Below are 17,527 nucleotides of genomic sequence, written 5' to 3'. Positions count from 1 at the left end.
TGAGGGCTTGCCCGATGTGGAACACGTTCTTAACATCGCTGATGTCACATCAGTGGTGTCACAGCGCTGGGGGCTTGATGGCAGTGACGGGTACGGCAGGGCATGGCCCGCTCGCCGGAGTGCGCGTCGTCGAACTGGCAGGGATCGGCCCCGGCCCGTTCGCTGCGATGCTCCTTGCCGACCTCGGTGCTGACGTGGTCCGCGTGGACCGCCCCGGTGGCGCCGGGCTCGCGATCAATCCCGAGTACGACGTCACCAACCGCAACAAGCGGTCGGTGGTGATCGACCTCAAGGCCGAGGACGGGCCCGCCCGCGTCCTCGACCTGGTCGACCGCGCGGACATCCTCATCGAGGGCTATCGCCCGGGCGTCGCCGAGCGCCTCGGCGTGGGCCCGGTGACCTGTCACGCCCGCAACCCGGGGCTCGTCTACGGCCGGATGACCGGCTGGGGACAGGAGGGCCCGCTGGCCCCGCGCGCAGGGCACGACATCGCGTACATCGCCCTGACCGGCACACTCGGGATGATCGGCAAGCCGGACGAGCCGCCGGTGGCCCCCGCGAACCTCCTCGGCGACTACGCGGGCGGCTCGCTCTACCTCGTCGTCGGCGTCCTCGCGGCGCTCCACCACGCGCGCGCTACCGGCGCCGGACAGGTCGTGGACGCGGCCATCGTCGACGGCGCGGCGCACCTGTCCGCGATGATCCACGGCATGCTCGCCGCCGGCGGCTGGCAGGACCGGCGCGGCGCCAACCTGCTGGACGGCGGCTGCCCGTACTACGGGACGTACGAGACGTCGGACGGGCAGTACATGGCCGTGGGCCCCCTTGAGCAGCAGTTCTACGACGAGTTCGTGCAACTTCTCGGCGTCGAGGACCAGGCACCGGCCCGCAAGGACCTGTCGCGCTGGGGCGAGCTGCGCGAGACGGTCGCGGCCCGCTTCAGGACCCGTACGAGGGACGAGTGGACGGCCGTCTTCGAGGGCTCCGACGCGTGCGTGGCGCCGGTCCTCTCGCTGCGCGAGGCCCCCGCTCACCCGCACCTTGCCGCCCGCGGCACCTTCACCGACCACGGAGGCATCACCCAGCCCGCCCCCGCACCCCGTTTCTCCGCCACCCCGACCTCCGTCCGCAGCGGGCCCGCCCAGCCGGGCGCCGACACGGCGGAGGTGGCCCGCGACTGGGATGTACCCGACCTCCTGAAGGGTGACCCCGAATGAAGCGGCAGATCTTCGCGCCCGAGCACGACGCCTTCCGCGAGACGGTGCGCACCTTCCTCGCCAAGGAGGTGCTGCCGTACTACGAACAGTGGGAGAGGGACGGCATCGTCTCGCGCGACGCCTGGCGGGCGGCCGGAAAGCAGGGGCTCCTCGGGTTGGCGGTGCCCGAGGAGCACGGGGGCGGCGGCAACGCCGACTTCCGCTACAGCGCCGTACTGGCCGAGGAGTTCACGCGCGCGGGGGCCCCCGGAATCGCGCTCGGACTGCACAACGACATCATCGGGCCGTATCTGACGGGCCTCGCCACCGAGCAGCAGAAGCGGCGCTGGCTGCCCGGGTTCTGCGACGGCTCGCTGATCACGGCGATCGCCATGACCGAACCCGGCGCCGGATCCGACCTCCAGGGCATCACGACCCACGCCGAGGACCGGGGCGACCACTGGCTGCTCAACGGCTCCAAGACCTTCATCTCGAACGGGATCCTCGCCGATCTGGTGATCGTGGTGGCGAGGACCACCCCCGAAGGCGGTGCCAAGGGGCTGTCCCTGCTCGTCGTCGAGCGAGGCATGGCGGGCTTCGAGCGCGGGCGCAACCTCGACAAGATCGGCCAGAAGGCCCAGGACACGGCCGAGTTGTTCTTCAACGACGTCGCCGTGCCCAAGGAGAACCTGCTCGGCGAGCTGAACGGCGCCTTCGTCCATCTGATGACCAACCTCGCGCAGGAGCGCATGGGTATCGCCGTCGCCGGGATCGCCGCCGCCGAATACCTGCTCGAAATCACCACGGAGTACGTCAAGGAGCGCGAGGCCTTCGGGCGGCCGCTGTCCAAGCTCCAGCACATCCGCTTCGAGATAGCAGAGATGGCCACCGAGTGCGCCGTCACCCGGACCTTCCTCGACCGCTGCATCGTCGATCACTCGAACGGGGAACTCGACGCCGTACACGCCTCGATGGCCAAGTGGTGGGCCACCGAGCTGCAGAAGCGGGTCGCGGACCGCTGCCTCCAACTGCACGGCGGCTACGGCTACATGACCGAGTACCGCGTCGCCAGGGCCTTCACCGACGGCCGCATCCAGACCATCTACGGCGGGACCACCGAGATCATGAAGGAGATCATCGGCCGTTCCCTCCTTGGTTAACCCTCCTGAAAGGCTTGATCAGTGAGCACCGAAGCGTATGTGTACGACGCGATCCGCACCCCGCGCGGCCGCGGCAAGGCGAACGGCGCCCTGCACGGCACCAAGCCCATCGACCTCGTCGTCGGGCTCATCCACGAGGTACAGCGCCGCTTCCCGGGCCTCGACCCGGCCGCGATCGACGACATCGTGCTCGGTGTGGTGGGCCCGGTCGGCGACCAGGGCTCCGACATCGCCCGGATCGCCGCGATCGCCGCCGGACTCCCCGACACGGTCGCCGGAGTCCAGGAGAACCGCTTCTGTGCCTCGGGCCTGGAGGCCGTCAACCTGGCCGCGATGAAGGTCCGTTCGGGCTGGGAGGACCTGGTGCTCGCGGGCGGCGTCGAGTCGATGTCGCGGGTGCCGATGGGCTCGGACGGTGGCGCCTGGTTCGCCGACCCGATGACCAACATGGCGACGAACTTCGCGCCGCAGGGCATCGGCGCGGACCTCATCGCCACCATCGAGGGCTTCACGCGGCGCGATGTCGACGAGTACGCCGCGCTGTCCCAGGAGCGGGCCGCCGCAGCGTGGAAGGACGGGCGCTTCGAGAAGTCGGTCGTCCCGGTGAAGGACCGCAACGGCCTCGTCGTCCTCGACCACGACGAGCACCTGCGCCCCGGCACCACCGCCGACTCGCTCGCCAGGCTGAAGCCGTCGTTCGCCGACATCGGCGACCTGGGCGGCTTCGACGCCGTGGCGCTGCAGAAGTACCACTGGGTGGAGGCGATCGACCACGTCCACCACGCGGGCAACTCCTCCGGCATCGTGGACGGCGCCTCGCTCGTTGCCGTCGGCTCCAAGGAGGTCGGCGAGCGCTACGGGCTCACCCCGCGCGCGCGGATCGTCTCCGCGGCCGTCTCCGGCTCCGAGCCCACCATCATGCTCACCGGACCTGCTCCGGCGACCCGCAAGGCGCTCGCCAAGGCCGGTCTGACCATCGACGACATCGACCTCGTCGAGATCAACGAGGCCTTCGCGGCGGTCGTCCTGCGCTTCGCCAAGGACATGGGCCTGTCCCTGGACAAGGTCAACGTCAACGGCGGCGCGATCGCGCTGGGCCACCCGCTCGGCGCCACCGGCGCCATGATCCTCGGCACCCTCGTCGACGAACTGGAGCGCCAGGACAAGCGCTACGGCCTCGCCACGCTGTGCGTGGGCGGCGGCATGGGTATCGCCACGATCGTCGAGCGCGTCTGACCTTTCCCAGCGGATCAACGGACATCGGATCCAGGGACATCGGATCCACGGTCTACAGATCTACGGACAACGGATCCAGGGACAACGGATCCACGGATCAACGGAGCAACTCCTGATGAGCACTGAGCCCACCACCATCCGCTGGGAACAGGACGAGACCGGCGTCGTCACCCTCGTCCTCGACGACCCCAACCAGTCCGCCAACACCATGAACCAGGCCTTCCAGGCCTCGATCGCGGCGATCGCGGAACGCGCCGAGGCCGAAAAGGACTCCATCCGCGGAATCATCTACGCCTCCGCCAAGAAGACCTTCTTCGCGGGCGGCGACCTCAAGGAGATGATGGGGGTCGGTCCGGAGAACGCCCAGCAGGCGTTCGAGACCGGTACAGCCATCAAGTCCTCCCTGCGCCGCATCGAGACCCTCGGCAAGCCGGTCGTCGCCGCCATCAACGGCGCGGCACTCGGCGGCGGTTACGAGATCGCCCTCGCCTCCCACCACCGCGTCGCCCTCGACGCCCCCGGCACGAAGATCGGCCTGCCCGAGGTCACCCTCGGACTGCTCCCGGCGGGCGGCGGCGTCACCCGCACGGTCCGGCTGATGGGCATCGCGGACGCGCTGCTGAAGGTCCTGCTCCAGGGCACCCAGTACTCCGCGCAGCGGGCGCTGGAGCACGGTCTCGTCCACGAAGTGGCGGCCACGCCCGAGGAGTTGCTCGCCAAGGCGCGCGCCTTCATCGACGCCAACCCCCAGTCGCAACAGCCGTGGGACAAGCCGGGCTACCGGATCCCGGGCGGTACGCCGTCCAACCCGAAGTTCGCCGCCAACCTGCCCGCGTTCCCGGCCAACCTGAAGAAGCAGCTGAACGGCGCCCCCTACCCGGCCCCGCGCAACATCCTCGCGGCCGCCGTGGAGGGCTCACAGGTCGACTTCGAGACCGCGCTGGTCATTGAGGCGCGCTACTTCACCGAGCTGGTCACCGGGCAGACCGCCAAGAACATGATCCAGGCGTTCTTCTTCGACCTCCAGGCGGTCAACTCCGGTGCCAACCGGCCCAAGGACATCGCACCGCGCCAGGTCCGCAAGGTCGCCGTCCTCGGCGCCGGGATGATGGGCGCGGGCATCGCGTACTCGTGTGCTCGCGCGGGCATCGACGTCGTCCTCAAGGACGTGACCGCCGAGGCGGCGGCCAAGGGCAGGGCGTACTCCGAGAAGCTCTGCGCGAAGGCCGTCTCCAGGGGACGTACGACGCAGCAGAAGGCCGACGCGCTGCTCGCCCGCATCACCCCCACGGCGGACCCTCAGGACCTGGCCGGCTGCGACGCCGTGATCGAGGCCGTCTTCGAGGACACCGCGCTCAAACACAAGGTGTTCCAGGAGATCCAACACCTCGTCGAGCCCGACGCGCTGCTCTGCTCCAACACCTCGACCCTGCCGATCACCGTGCTCGCCGAGGGCGTCGAGCGGCAGCGCGACTTCATCGGGCTGCACTTCTTCTCGCCGGTCGACAAGATGCCGCTCGTCGAGATCATCAAGGGCGAGCGGAGCGGCGACGAGGCCCTGGCCCGCGCCTTCGATCTCGTACGCCAGATCAACAAGACCCCGATCGTCGTCAACGACTCGCGAGGGTTCTTCACCTCCCGCGTCATCGGGCAGTTCATCAACGAGGGTGTCGCGATGGTCGGCGAGGGCATCGAGCCCGCGTCCGTCGAGCAGGCGGCCGCCCAGGCGGGCTACCCGGCCAAGGTCCTGTCCCTCATGGACGAGCTGACACTCACCCTGCCGCGCAAGATCCGCAAGGAGTCCAAGCAGGCCGTCGAGGAGGCGGGCGGCACCTGGGTGACGCACCCCGCCGAGGCGGTCATCGACCGTATGGTCGACGAGTTCGGCCGGACGGGCCGCAGCGGTGGCGCGGGCTTCTACGAGTACGGCGCGGACGGCAAGCGCGGCAAGCTGTGGCCCGGCCTGCGCGAGCACTTCACCAAGCCCGGATCCGGGATCCCGTTCGCCACTGTGCCGTTTAAAGACATGCAGGAGCGCATGCTCTTCTCCGAGGCGCTGGACACCGTCCGCCTCCTTGAGGAGGGCGTACTGACGTCCGTCGCGGACGCCAACATCGGCTCCATCTTCGGGATCGGCTTCCCGGGCTGGACCGGCGGTGTCCTGCAGTACATCAACGGGTACGGCGGCGGTGCCGGGGCGGGTTCCGGCACCGGCGAAGCCGGGGGTCTGCCCGCGTTCGTGGCACGCGCGCGTGAACTCGCCGAGCGCTACGGGGAGCGGTTCACGCCTCCGGCGCTGCTGGTCGAGAAGGCGGAGAAGGGGGAGCGGTTCACCGACGCCCGATGACGACGGCGTATCGCTGAGCGACACGCCGTCCACGCTCGCGGTGGTACGGGGACCCGACGCTGACCGCGAACCGGTCCCCGCCCCCCGCCGACGGAGTTCTCCTGGACCGGCGTCCCGCCCTCGCCCTGCTGGAGTTCCTGCGCGGCGAGGGCACGCCCGGACCTGCCACTCGCGGTGCCTTCGCCCTCGCCGTACGACCGTCCGCGGGACCGGTGTTCCTCGCCGTACCCATGGACCCGCTCACCGAGGACCACCGAGGTCGAAAGCCGCTTGTGGAGCCGGTCGGCTCAGGGCTCACTCCTTGAGCCACTCCCGGAGTTCCTCCTTCAGCGAGCGCTGGAACGTCGTCAGCAGCGCCTGCACCACCAGCGGCTGCATATGCGCCGACAGCGACTTCACGGCCGCCACGGACTCGCGCTCGCCCACCGCGTCACGCAGCAGCGTGGACAACTCGTGGGCCGCCGCGCGCGAGTGCTCCAGCAGGACGGTCCGCGCCGCGAGGATCGTCTCGTGCGCGATGGGCACGTCGAGAAGCTGTACGCCGAGCCGCAGCAGCCCCGGGTCCACGCGGAAGGAGTCCGTGGTCCGCGTGATGACGCCCATCGCGGTGAGCCGGTCCAGCTCCTCCTCGCCCAGCGAGCGCCCCGCCCGCCGATCCAGCTCCTCGCGCGCCACGTACTCCGCCGCATCGGGCGCCCAGGAAGCCACCACCGCACGGTGGATGGCGAGATCGTGGGCGCTCAGATCGGGCGGCAACTGCCGAAGATGCCGCTCGATCGCCGCCAACGTCATGCCCTGGTGCTGCAACTCCTCGATGAGGGCGAGCCGGGCAAGATGCTCCTGGCTGTAGTGGCCCACCCGCCGGGGACCGATCACCGGCGGTGGCAGCAGACCCTTGGTGCTGTAGAAGCGCACCGTACGGACCGTGACGCCGGCCCGCGCGGCCAACTCGTCGACCGTGAGCACCGGCTCCTCGGTGTCGGTCGTCATGGCGGAACCCGCCTCTCCGGGTTGTGCAGCGATCTGGTGCACCAGTATTGCTGTCTCACCGGTGTTGCGAAAGCGCCGCCCGACGGGCTACGTACTGCGCCTGCCGCCACTGTCAGTGCCGGCGCCTACGGTGGCGTCATGTCCGAGATCGCGTACGTCAGAGGCGACGCCACCGCTCCGTTGGGGAAGGGCGTCAAGGTGATCGCCCATGTCTGCAACGACATCGGGGGATGGGGGAAGGGCTTCGTACTCGCCGTCTCGCGCCGCCGGCCGGAGTCGGAAGCTTCGTATCGCGCCTGGCACCGGGGCCGCGCGCACAACGACTTCGGCCTGGGCGCGGCCCAGTTCGTCCAGGTGGCGCGGTAGGTGTGGGTGGCGAATCTGGTCGGCCGGCGGGGGATACGCACGGGCAGCAAAGAGGTGCCCGTGCGCTACGAGGCCATTGACGAGGCCCTCGGGCTGCTGGCCGGCAAAGCCGCCGAGCTTGGCGCCTCCGTTCACATGCCCCGCATCGGCTGCGGTCTCGCGGGCGGCAAGTGGCGGCCGCGTGTGGAGCCGCTCATCGCGGAGCGCCTGGTGAAGCCGGGGATAGCCGTGACGGTTTACGACCACGGGGGCTGACCATCGCCCACGGTCGACGAGCGCAGCAGCAACAACTTGCGGAAAGGCTCCGCAAGTCATTGCCGATGCCTCCAAGACCTTGCTTGACTCACCTGCCGACAGGCGCAGTCGCGAAGATGCGATCGCGGCGCTCCCGTACAAAGGCGCTCGGCGACCGCTCTCGGGAGTTGGCCGGAGGCGAGAGGAACCCCCATGACCAGCGAGATCGACGTCCTCGTCCTTGGCGGCGCGGGTGTGGACACGATCGTGTACGTCCCCGGGCTGCCGCTCCCGTTCGCCGACAGCTACCTGATCCGGCCCGGTATCGAGACGCGGGCAGGCCAGAGCGGGGACTTCGTCGCTCTTGGCGTGCACGCGCTGGGTCTGCGCACGCACCACCTCGACATGATCGGCGACGACCACGAGGGTGAGCTGGTCCGCGCCCTGCACCGGGACCGGGGTATCCCGTTCACGGATGTCCGCCAGTCCGGTGGCACCAAGCGCGCGGTCAACCTCGTCGACCCGGAAGGGCGGCGGTTGTCGCTGTACGACGCGAGCCGCTCGCGGGAGGACGACCGGCTGCCGGAGGAGAGCGTCCGGGCGCTGGCCGGAGCGAGCCGCCACGCGCACGTCGTCATCACCCACCCGTGCGCCCACACCCTGCCCACGCTGCGGGAGGCCGGGGTGACCCTCTCGACAGACCTGCACGACTGGGACGGCGAGAATCCCTACCACGAGCCGTTCGCCCACGCCGCCGACCTCGTGTTCCTGTCCACCACCGCGCTTCCCGACCCGGAGCGGACGATGCGGCAGATCGTCGAGCGGGGCCGGGCGGAGGCGGTCGTCGCCACCGCCGGAGCCGACGGCGCGTATCTGCTGGCGGACGACGAGGTGACCCACATCCCGGCGGTCACACCTCCGGCGGCGATCGTGGACTCGAATGGCGCCGGCGACGCCTTCGCCGCTGGCTTCCTCCTCGGATGGCTGGCCGGTGAACCGCCACACCGTTGCGCCCTGTACGGTGCGGTCGCCGGCGCCCATGCCTGCACGGTGCCGGCGACGCGGGCGGACGCCATCAGCCGCGACGAACTCCTGACTAGGGTCAAGGAGTGGGAACGCGACGGCGCCCGCCCGCCGTACGGCACACCTCAGTGATCGTGAACCGAATCGGTCGCGGCGATCTTCTTCCACGACTTCGGCTGGGCAGAAACCCCGGAAGAAGTCCCGTCCGTCCCCGCGGCCCGGGCGATCGACGCGCCCTGCGCCGCAGGCACCCCCGGCTTCGAGGGCTCGAACAGCCACGTGTCGAAGAACGAGCCGAGCGACTGGCCCGACACCTCCTCCGCGTACTTCTGGAAGTCGGCGACCGATGCGTTCCCGTACGCGTGCTCGCTCGGCCACCCCTTCAGGATGGCGAAGAACGCGTCGTCCCCGATCTCGTTGCGCAGCGCCTGAATGGCCAGCGCCCCTCGGTCGTAGACCGCGATGTCGAACTGGTTCTCCGGTCCCGGATCGCCGGGCGCGACCGTCCAGAAGGCGTCGTCCGCCGGGTGCAGCGCGTACACGTAGTCCGCGAGCTCCTGCGCCGTCCCCTCACCCTCGTGCTCCGACCACAGCCACTGCGCGTAGCGGGCGAAGCCCTCGTTGATCCAGATGTCCTTCCACCCGGCGACGGACACCTCGTCCCCGTACCACTGGTGGGCCAGCTCGTGGACGACGACGGACACGTTCGAGCCGTTCGCGAACTGGCGCGGGCTGTAGAACGGCCGCGTCTGCGTCTCCAGCGCGTACCCGGTGTTGGTGTTCGGGACGTACCCACCGAGCGCGTTGAAGGGGTACGGACCGAAGTACTCGGTGAGGAAGTCGGCGACCTCACCGGTGCGCTCGACGCTCGCCCGGACCGCCCCGTCGTTGTCGCCCAGGTCCTTGCTGTACGCGTTGATGATCGGGATGCCGCTCTCGGTCGTCCCGGTCGTGATGTCGAACCTGCCGATCGCGAGCGTCGCGAGATACGTGGCCTGCGGCTTGTTGGACCGCCAGTTGTAGCGCGTCCAGCCGAGCTTCGAACTGGTCGACTGGAGCGTGCCGTTGGAGATCGCCTGCGTGCCGTCGGGGACGTTGACCGACACGTCGTACGTCGCCTTGTCGAGCGGGTGGTCGTTGCTGGGGAACCACCACGCCGCCGACTCGGGCTCGTTCGCGCCGACGCCGCCGTCCGGAGTGCGGTGCCAGCTGGTGAAGCCGTACGCGGTCTTCGACGACGGCACACCGCTGTAGCGCACCACGATGGTGACGGACTTGCCCTTGGCCAGCGGGGTCTTCGGGGTGACCTCCAGCTCCTCCTCGCCTGAGGTGGCGAACGACGCCTTCACGCCGTTGACCCGCACCTCGCTCACGTCGAGCAGAAAGTCCAGATCGAAGCGCGAGAGATCCTGCGTGGTGGTCGCCAGGAGGGTTGCCGTGCCCTCCAGTTCATCGGTCTGCGGCTGGTACTGGAGGCGCAGATCGTAGTGCGAGACGTCATAGCCGCCGTTGCCGTAGTCCGGGTAGTAGGGGTCGCCGATGCCCGGCGCTCCGGGGGAGTAGCTGGCCGCCGATGCCGGGATCGCCAGCAGGAAGGAGGCCGCGAGAGCGCCCGGGGCGATGAGTCTGCGGTGCACGTCAAGCTCCAAGTCGTAGGGCCGTGAAGTCTGTTCGGAGCCTATTCAGTCGCTATGGCCCCGGTCATGTCCACGGCCACTCCTGTCACACGATCGCCATTCGGCCGTCATGAGCAATCCCGTCCCAGAGACCTTTCACGAACCCTCTTTTGCACGGGAGTTGACCCGGGGTACCTTCCGCCCATGCCGATACGTGCGCGCCGTATGCGCTTCACGACCTGGAGATCGCTCGCGACGGCGGCCACGGCCGCCCTGATGGCAACCCTGCTCACCCCTGTCGTTGCACACAGCGCCCCACGGGAGAGCACCCCGATCTACTCGTACGACAACGCGATCCGCGAATCCGTGTGGGTGGACACCGGCCTCGACGGCGACAGCGACGGGAAGACCGACCGCGTCGCCGTCGACATCGTCCGCCCCCGCGAACTCGCCGCGTCGGGCCGCAAGATACCCGTGATCATGGACGCCAGCCCGTACTACTCCTGCTGCGGACGCGGCAACGAGAGCCAGAAGAAGACGTACGACGCGAACGGCAACGTCGTCCAGATGCCGCTGTTCTACGACAACTACTTCGTGCCCCGCGGCTACGCCTTCGTCGGCGTCGATCTGGCCGGGACCAACCGCTCCGACGGCTGCGTGGACGTGGGAGGCCGCTCCGACATCCAGTCCGCGAAGGCGGTCGTCGACTGGCTGAACGGCCGGGCCAAGGCGTACACGACCCGTACGGGCACCGCCACGTCCAAGGCCACCTGGACCAACGGCAAGACCGGCATGATCGGCAAGAGCTGGGACGGCACCATCGCCAACGGCGTCGCCGCAACCGGCGTCAAGGGCCTTGAGACCATCGTGCCGATCAGCGCGATCTCCTCCTGGTACGACTACTACTTCAGCGAGGGCGCCCCGCTGTACGACTCCGGCCCGGACTGGCTGTCCGACTACGTCGACAGCCCCGACGCCCGAGCCAAGTGCGCCGCGGTCCAGCAGAAGATCGTCGACGGCGCACCGCGCACCGGCGACTGGACCTCGTTCTGGACCGAGCGTGACTATGTGAAGGACGCGAGCAAGGTCAAGGCGAGCGTCTTCCTGATCCATGGCGCCCAGGACCTCAACGTCCGTACCCAGCACGTCGGTCCGTGGTGGGACGCGCTCGCCGAGAACGGCGTCGACCGCAAGATCTGGATCTCGCAGACCGGCCATGTCGACCCCTTCGACTTCCGCCGCGCCGAGTGGGTCGACACCCTGCACCGCTGGTTCGACCACGAACTCCTCGGCTACGACAACGGCATCGACGACGAGCCGATGGCCGACATCGAGCGCCAGCCCGACCAGTGGGTGACCTCCAGCGTCTGGCCGCCCCGCGCCACCGACACGACGACCCTCCGCCCGGCCACAGGTGACACGGCGGGCGTCGGCACCCTCGGACTGGCCAAGGGCTCCGGCACCGAGTCCTTCACCGACAACCCACAGCTGAGCGAGACCGACTGGGCGGCGTACATCGATCAGTCGACCCCTGAGAAGGCCGGCTTCGTCACGCAGCCGCTGACCAAGGATCTGCGCCTGTCCGGCTCGTCGAAAGTGACGGTCACCGCCACCCCGACCACGTCGACGGCCCATCTCACCGCGGTACTTGTCGATCTCGGCCCGGACACCATCCGGGACTACGCCGCCTCCGGTGAGGGCATCAGCACGCTCACCGACCGCACCTGCTGGGGTCCGAGCACGACCGGCGACAGCTCCTGCTTCAAGGTGACCCAGTCGAAGAACGCGGACGTCGACTACACGGTCTTCAGCCGCGGCTGGGCCGACCTCGGCACCTACGCCTCGGCGACGAAGGGCGTCCCGCTCACCCCCGGCAAGGCGTACACGATCACCCTCGACCTCGCCGCCACCGACCACGTCGTCCCCAAGGGCCACCGGCTCGCCCTCATCGTCGCGGGCACCGACAAGGACCTCATCGACCCGCCGTCCACCACCCCGACCCTGACGCTCGACCTGGCCCGCACCTCGGCCAAGGTCCCGCTGGTCGGCGGTGCCAAGGCCTTCACCACGGCGACGACCGGGTCCGCCGCGGCTCCGAGCGCTGCCGTCCTCGACGGCGTACGCGACCCGCGCACCGCCCTCCGAGTCCCGGGAGAGAGCAGTTGACCGGCTTACTCATCCGTGCCCTGGCCGTGGCGGTCACCGCCACGGCCCTGGCCGCGCCGCTGCTGACCGCACCCGCGTACGCGGCGGAGAACCCGCCGCGCACCGGCTTCGAGCAGACCAACGGCGCCCGCTGGACCAGCCAGAGCGAGGAACAGGACTTCCTGGCAGCCCTCGACAAGGCGAGCGACCGCGTCTCGGTGACGGGGATCGGCACGACCAAGCAGGGCCGCCCGCTCCAGCTCGTCCGCGTCGGCGCACCCCGCGCCGCCACCACCGTGCTCCTCATGTGCAGCCAGCACGGCGACGAGCCATCCGGGCGCGAGGCCTGCCTCACCACGATCCGCGACCTGGCGTACACGAAGGACCAGCGCACGCTGCGCTTCCTGAAGACCACCACCCTGCTCGTCGTGCCCACCGCCAACCCGGACGGCCGCGCCGCCGACACCCGAGGCAACAGCGACGGCGTCGACATCAACCGCGACCACCTCGCCCTGCAGACCGCCGAGGCCCGCGCGACGGCCGCGGTCCTGCGCGACCGCACACCCGACATCGTCTACGACCTGCACGAGTACGGCGCCACACCCCCGTACTACGACAAGGACCTCTTCGACCTCTGGCCGCGCAACCTCAACACGGCCACGGCCGTGCACGACGAGGCGCAGACCCTGTCGCTGGACTACGTACGGCCCGCCGCCCAGGACGAGGGGTACTCGACGGGCACGTACGGCATCTGGACCGACCCCGTGACCGGCGATCCGATCCAGCAGGTGGCGGGGGACGGGCAGGAACGCATCCTGCGGAACATGTCGGGCGTCAAGCACTCCGCGGGACTCCTCATCGAGAGCCGGGTCGACCCCCTCACGGACGCCGAACAGGCGGACCCGGCCCTGAGTCACCGCCGCCGCGTCGACTCCCAACTGGCCGCGCTCGGGGGCCTGTTCACCTTCACCGGTGAGCGCCGTGAGCAGGTCGAGAGGGCTACCTCGGCGGCCCGGCTCACGGGCTACCTGGACACCGGCCCGGTCTACCTCGGCGGCGCCGACAACGACCCGGCCGAACCGTCCGAGGTGATCCAGGACCCGCCCTGCGGCTACCGGCTCACGGCGGACCAGTACACGGAACTGCGCGACGAGTTGAGCCTGCACGGCGTCCGCGTACAACGCGAGGGCGACGGCGTACTCGTACCGCTGCGGCAGTCCCTGCGCGCTCTCGTCCCGCTGCTCCTCGACGAGCGCGCGCCGTACCACCTCACGGCCGGGGAGCCCGACACCGACTGCTGAGACGCTGAGCGGGAGCGCACCTGTGATAGGGCGTATGGGGGCAAAAACTCCCATACGCCCTCACGCGAAAGGTGCCGCCCATGACGGGGCAAGAAGAAGAGACGGCTCACGGCGGGCGAACCGATCGCGTGGTGTTCGGCGTCACCGCCGTGCTCACCGTGGCGTTCGTGATCTGGGGCTCGGTCGCGACCGACTCCCTGGAGAGCGCTTCCACCACGATGCTCAACGGCCTGATCCATAACGGCGGTTGGGCCTTCATGCTGGCCGCCTCCTGCTTCGTGGTCTTCGCGCTCTGGTTGGCGATCAGCCGCTATGGCAGGATCCACCTGGGAGCCGAGGGCGAGGAGCCCGAGTTCCACACGGTGTCCTGGGTCGCGATGATGTTCAGCGCCGGAATGGGAATCGGCCTGATGTTCTACGGCGTGAGCGAGCCGCTGGCGCACTACATCACGCCCCCGCCGGGCACCACCCCCGCCGACTCCGGTGAACGCATGGAGACGGCGATGGCCACGACCCTCTTCCACTGGACGCTGCACCCCTGGGCGATCTACGCGGTGGTCGGCCTCGGCATCGCCTACAGCACCTTCCGCAAGCGCCGGCGCCAGACGATCAGCGCGGTCTTCACACCGCTCATCGGCGAGCGGCACGCGAACGGCGCCTGGGGCCGGGTGATCGACATCCTCGCGATCGTCGCCACCGTCTTCGGCTCCGCCGCCTCACTGGGCCTGGGCGCGCTGCAGATCGGCTCCGGGTTCAAGGAGCTGGACTGGATGGACAAGGTGAGCAACGGCCTGCTCGTGACGATCATCGCCGTGCTGACGGTGGCGTTCGTGGCCTCGGCGGTCTCCGGCGTCGACAAGGGCATCCAGTGGCTGTCCAACATCAACATGGTCCTTGCGCTGGTCCTCGCCGTCTTCGTGTTCATCGCGGGACCGACCATCATCGTCCTCGACCTGCTGCCCACCTCGATCTTCGCCTACCTCGGTGACCTGCCCCAGCTCGCCGGCCGCACCGAGGCCAGCGGTGGCGAGGGCGTCGCGGAGTGGCTGGGCAGCTGGACCGTCTTCTACTGGGCGTGGTGGATCTCCTGGACACCGTTCGTCGGCATGTTCATCGCCCGCATCAGCCGCGGCCGCACCATCCGCCAGTTCGTCGGCGGCGTGATCCTCGTCCCCAGCAGTGTCAGCCTGGTCTGGTTCGCGATCTTCGGCGGTACGGCGATGAAGCTCAAGGAGACCGGGCACCTCGGGGGCGACTCGACACCCGAGGGTCAACTCTTCGGTGTGCTGGCCGAGTTCCCCATCGCCACCGCCACCAGCCTCCTCGTGATGATCCTGGTCGGCATCTTCTTCGTCTCGGGAGCGGACGCGGCGTCCATCGTGATGGGCACGCTCTCCCAGAAGGGCGCGCTCGAACCGGGCCGCTTCGTCGTGGTGTTCTGGGGTGTCCTGACCGGCGCGGTCGCCGCCATCATGCTGCTCGTCGGCAGCGGCCAGGGCGACGCCCTCACCGGCCTGCAGAACCTCACGATCCTCGCCGCCGCACCTTTCGTCATCGTCATGATCGGCATGTGTGTCGCGCTCCTGCGCGACCTGCGCAAGGACCCGCTCATCGTGCGGGGGGAGATGGCCTCCGAGGCCGTCGAACTCGCCGTGATCGAGGGGCACAAGCAGTACGACGGCGAGTTCGAGATCACCATCGGTCCGGGGCCCGGTACGGACACGGAGGGGGACCCGCTCGGGCACGACCACGGGTGACCGTCAGCGGAAACGGATGATCCTCCGTGGGCCGTGGGCCGTGGGCCGGGGACCCGGTCCGGCCCGACCACGGAGGACCCTCCGCGGGGACTGATGAGCGTCAGCGGGAGGCGAGCGCCGCCGCCTCCCGCGCGCATCCCCACGCCACCGTGACACCCGCACCGCCGTGACCATAGTTGTGCACCAACACCCGCCCGTCCGGCAGCGGTTCACGCTCCAGACGGACCGCACCGCGCACCGGCCGCAGACCCACCCGGTGGCCGAGCACCCGCGCCCCGGCGACCTCGGGGCGCAGTGCCGCACACCGCTCGACGATCTCGGCAGCCGCGGCCGGGTCGGGCGTCAGCGACCAGTCGTCCTCGTCGGTCGTGCCGCCGAGGATCAGCCGATCGGGCAGCGGGAAGAGGTACGTCGTCGTCCCGGCGTCCGCGTCGGTCGACACCAGCCAGGTGGTGACGCCGGGGTTCTCCACGATCACGAGCTGCCCGCGCACGGGCCGTACGGCCGGATCCGGTACGAGTTCGCGGGCGCCGAGCCCCGTGCAGTTGACGACGACCGGTGCCGCCGTCTCCGCGAGGTCGGTCACCGTGCGCACCTCGAACACCCCGCCGGCCCGCAGGAACCGCTCACGCAGCCACCGCAGATGCACCGGCATGTCAAGGAGCGGCAGCCGGGCCCACATGCCCGTCCCCGCGTATTCCTCGGCCGTCGAGACGCGCAGTCCCGGTAGCCGGGCGGCCACCCACGTGGCCTCGTCCAGCCGGGACTCGCCCATTACACCCTCGACCGTGCGTACGCCCGACTCCTCGGGCCACGCCGCCAACTCCTCGTACACGGAGAGTGATTGGAGGGCCCAGTCGCGGGCGCGCGCCTCCGGTTCGACGCGGTACGGCCACCACAGCGCGCCCGCAACCGCCGAGGTGGTCCGCTCGGCGGGCTCCCGCGTCCACACCCGTACGCGTCTGCCGCTCTCGGCCAGGACAACGGCCGTCGTCAGCCCGATGACGCCGCTGCCGACCACGATCACATCGTCGCCTCGCTCGGTCTTCACGCGGCGACGGTAGCGGAATATGTCATGCCGTGCTCAGATCACTCCCACTCTGGGGATACTCACAGCATGTCTGCCGAGTACGCGACCTTTGGCCTGGCACCGGCGATGCGTGCCGGTGGAGTCCTCGCCAACGGTGACTACCAAGTGCACCGGGATTTCGTCGACTTCATCGTCGACGGCCGCCCGCTGCTTTTCCAGCTCTCCGACCTCGACGCCGTCTCACCGCTCGCCTCCGACGTACCACCCGCGATCTTCACCGCCCAGGTGCGCAGCCTCCTGCTGGAGGCCGACGCTCCGCTCGTGGGCGGCCGGTACGTCATCTACGGCTGCCCAGAATGCGAGGGCCTCGAATGCGGCGCCGTCACGGCCGTCATCGAGAAGGCCGGCGACGACTATGTGTGGCGCGACTTCGCCTGGCAGACCGACGAGCGGCCCGACCTGGAGCTCAACGGCTACCACGGGATAGGCCCGTTCCGCTTCCACGGCGCCGAGTACCGCAGCGCCCTGAACTCCCTCCTGGACGGAGACTCCGGACCTCGCCGCCGGGTCCTCCTCATCGGCGCCCGCGTCGCCGTCCTCGCCAAGCTCGCCGCGGCCCTGCGCACCATCGGCATCGGCGCCGACATCACCCGGGACGCCACGGACGTCCTGCCCGACGAACTCCGCAACTATGGCGCGGTGGCCTTCGGCCGGGCCGTCGGCGAGGAGGAACGTGCCGCCGTACGCCGCTCCTTCGAACGCGCGAGCGTCGAGGTGGCGTACGTCGAAGGCCTCGCCCCGATCATTCCGCTCCTCGTCGCCCAGATGGAACACGCCCTGGATCGCAGTCCGCGTGAGCTGCGCCGGCTCACGCGCCTGGTCGCGGCCGACGGCGAGGCGGGCATCGAGATCACCTCGACCTGCCGCGTCCAGCTGACGGCGTACCGCCTCGACCGCCTCTACCGCACCCACGAGCAGGAGGTCTTCGACGGCGTCCTGGAGGCGGGCCGGCACCGGCTCGCGCTGGACGCCAAGGCCGTGCGGGGGGAGTCCTTCATCGTCGCGCGTACGTCGGGGAGTGTGCTGGTGGAGGCGATGGTCCACTGACGGTGACTCACTGAAAACC

At 69.7% G+C, this 17,527-nt stretch carries 12 protein-coding genes and 1 pseudogene; 10 read left to right on the top strand and 3 right to left on the bottom strand.

Translation table 11 applies throughout. The features are described from left to right. Positions 1–77: 77 nt before the first annotated feature. From ACFWP7_RS30640 to ACFWP7_RS30625, 4 genes are all read left to right on the top strand, one after another. The gene (locus tag ACFWP7_RS30640; protein WP_384387842.1) at positions 78–1,217 is read left to right on the top strand and encodes a CaiB/BaiF CoA transferase family protein; all 1,140 of its coding nucleotides are present in this window, start codon (positions 78–80) and stop codon (positions 1,215–1,217) included. Then, complete coding sequence (locus ACFWP7_RS30635; RefSeq protein ID WP_384387840.1) at positions 1,214–2,356, top strand: acyl-CoA dehydrogenase family protein; 1,143 nt, start codon at positions 1,214–1,216, stop codon at positions 2,354–2,356. Before ACFWP7_RS30640 ends, ACFWP7_RS30635 begins: the two co-directional genes overlap by 4 nt. 21 nt (positions 2,357–2,377) lie before the next feature. Beyond that, positions 2,378–3,592 carry an acetyl-CoA C-acetyltransferase gene (locus ACFWP7_RS30630; RefSeq protein WP_384387837.1) on the top strand — a complete coding sequence of 405 codons (1,215 nt, stop codon included), beginning with the start codon at positions 2,378–2,380 and terminating at the stop codon, positions 3,590–3,592. Between the two features lie 115 nt (positions 3,593–3,707). Next, entirely contained in the window at positions 3,708–5,939 is a 2,232-nt protein-coding gene (locus ACFWP7_RS30625) for a 3-hydroxyacyl-CoA dehydrogenase NAD-binding domain-containing protein (RefSeq protein WP_384387835.1), read from the top strand. Between the two features lie 294 nt (positions 5,940–6,233). On the opposite strand, the gene ACFWP7_RS30620 is transcribed toward ACFWP7_RS30625, so the two are convergent. Further along, positions 6,234–6,929 carry a MerR family transcriptional regulator gene (locus ACFWP7_RS30620; protein WP_384387833.1) on the bottom strand — a complete coding sequence of 232 codons (696 nt, stop codon included), beginning with the start codon at positions 6,927–6,929 and terminating at the stop codon, positions 6,234–6,236. Between the two features lie 138 nt (positions 6,930–7,067). Between ACFWP7_RS30620 and ACFWP7_RS30615 the strand changes: the two are divergent. Both ACFWP7_RS30615 and ACFWP7_RS30610 read left to right on the top strand, forming a co-directional pair. Then, positions 7,068–7,550 (top strand): annotated as a pseudogene (locus tag ACFWP7_RS30615) (Appr-1-p processing protein). Positions 7,551–7,742: 192 nt separating this feature from the next. Continuing rightward, entirely contained in the window at positions 7,743–8,684 is a 942-nt protein-coding gene (locus ACFWP7_RS30610) for an adenosine kinase (RefSeq protein WP_384387831.1), read from the top strand. On the opposite strand, the gene ACFWP7_RS30605 is transcribed toward ACFWP7_RS30610, so the two are convergent. After that, positions 8,678–10,189, bottom strand: a complete 1,512-nt coding sequence (locus ACFWP7_RS30605; protein ID WP_384387829.1) for a M1 family metallopeptidase — start codon at positions 10,187–10,189, stop codon at positions 8,678–8,680. The genes ACFWP7_RS30610 and ACFWP7_RS30605 overlap by 7 nt on opposite strands. Positions 10,190–10,372: 183 nt before the next feature. Between ACFWP7_RS30605 and ACFWP7_RS30600 the strand changes: the two genes are divergently transcribed. From ACFWP7_RS30600 to ACFWP7_RS30590, 3 genes are all read left to right on the top strand, one after another. Beyond that, positions 10,373–12,334 (top strand): Xaa-Pro dipeptidyl-peptidase, encoded by a 1,962-nt coding sequence (locus tag ACFWP7_RS30600; RefSeq protein WP_384387826.1) that lies wholly within the window; start codon positions 10,373–10,375, stop codon positions 12,332–12,334. Further along, a complete protein-coding gene (locus ACFWP7_RS30595) occupies positions 12,331–13,614 on the top strand; it encodes a M14 family metallocarboxypeptidase (protein WP_384387823.1) in 1,284 nt (427 codons plus the stop codon). The genes ACFWP7_RS30600 and ACFWP7_RS30595 overlap by 4 nt, the downstream gene beginning before the upstream one ends. Before the next feature lie 80 nt (positions 13,615–13,694). Next, entirely contained in the window at positions 13,695–15,371 is a 1,677-nt protein-coding gene (locus tag ACFWP7_RS30590) for a BCCT family transporter (RefSeq protein ID WP_384387821.1), read from the top strand. Between the two features lie 100 nt (positions 15,372–15,471). On the opposite strand, the gene ACFWP7_RS30585 is transcribed toward ACFWP7_RS30590, so the two are convergent. Then, positions 15,472–16,422 (bottom strand): FAD-dependent oxidoreductase, encoded by a 951-nt coding sequence (locus ACFWP7_RS30585; protein ID WP_384387818.1) that lies wholly within the window; start codon positions 16,420–16,422, stop codon positions 15,472–15,474. A 66-nt stretch (positions 16,423–16,488) separates the two neighbouring features. Between ACFWP7_RS30585 and ACFWP7_RS30580 the strand changes: the two genes are divergently transcribed. Beyond that, a complete protein-coding gene (locus ACFWP7_RS30580; RefSeq protein WP_384387815.1) occupies positions 16,489–17,508 on the top strand; it encodes an oxidoreductase in 1,020 nt (339 codons plus the stop codon). Positions 17,509–17,527: the final 19 nt, after the last annotated feature.

Source organism: Streptomyces sp. NPDC058470 (assembly GCF_042721055.1).
Classification (GTDB): domain Bacteria; phylum Actinomycetota; class Actinomycetes; order Streptomycetales; family Streptomycetaceae; genus Streptomyces.
This window is presented reverse-complemented; position numbering and strand designations above follow the sequence as displayed.

Excerpts from the sequence above, each read along its gene's own strand:
- ACFWP7_RS30625 (WP_384387835.1), top strand. The coding sequence starts at position 3,708 with ATGAGCACTGAGCCCACCACCATCCGCTGGGAACAGGACGAGACCGGC.
- ACFWP7_RS30600 (WP_384387826.1), top strand. The coding sequence starts at position 10,373 with ATGCCGATACGTGCGCGCCGTATGCGCTTCACGACCTGGAGATCGCTC.
- ACFWP7_RS30635 (WP_384387840.1), top strand. The coding sequence starts at position 1,214 with ATGAAGCGGCAGATCTTCGCGCCCGAGCACGACGCCTTCCGCGAGACG.
- ACFWP7_RS30580 (WP_384387815.1), top strand. The coding sequence starts at position 16,489 with ATGTCTGCCGAGTACGCGACCTTTGGCCTGGCACCGGCGATGCGTGCC.
- ACFWP7_RS30620 (WP_384387833.1), bottom strand. The coding sequence starts at position 6,929 with ATGACGACCGACACCGAGGAGCCGGTGCTCACGGTCGACGAGTTGGCC.
- ACFWP7_RS30610 (WP_384387831.1), top strand. The coding sequence starts at position 7,743 with ATGACCAGCGAGATCGACGTCCTCGTCCTTGGCGGCGCGGGTGTGGAC.
- ACFWP7_RS30640 (WP_384387842.1), top strand. The coding sequence starts at position 78 with ATGGCAGTGACGGGTACGGCAGGGCATGGCCCGCTCGCCGGAGTGCGC.
- ACFWP7_RS30590 (WP_384387821.1), top strand. The coding sequence starts at position 13,695 with ATGACGGGGCAAGAAGAAGAGACGGCTCACGGCGGGCGAACCGATCGC.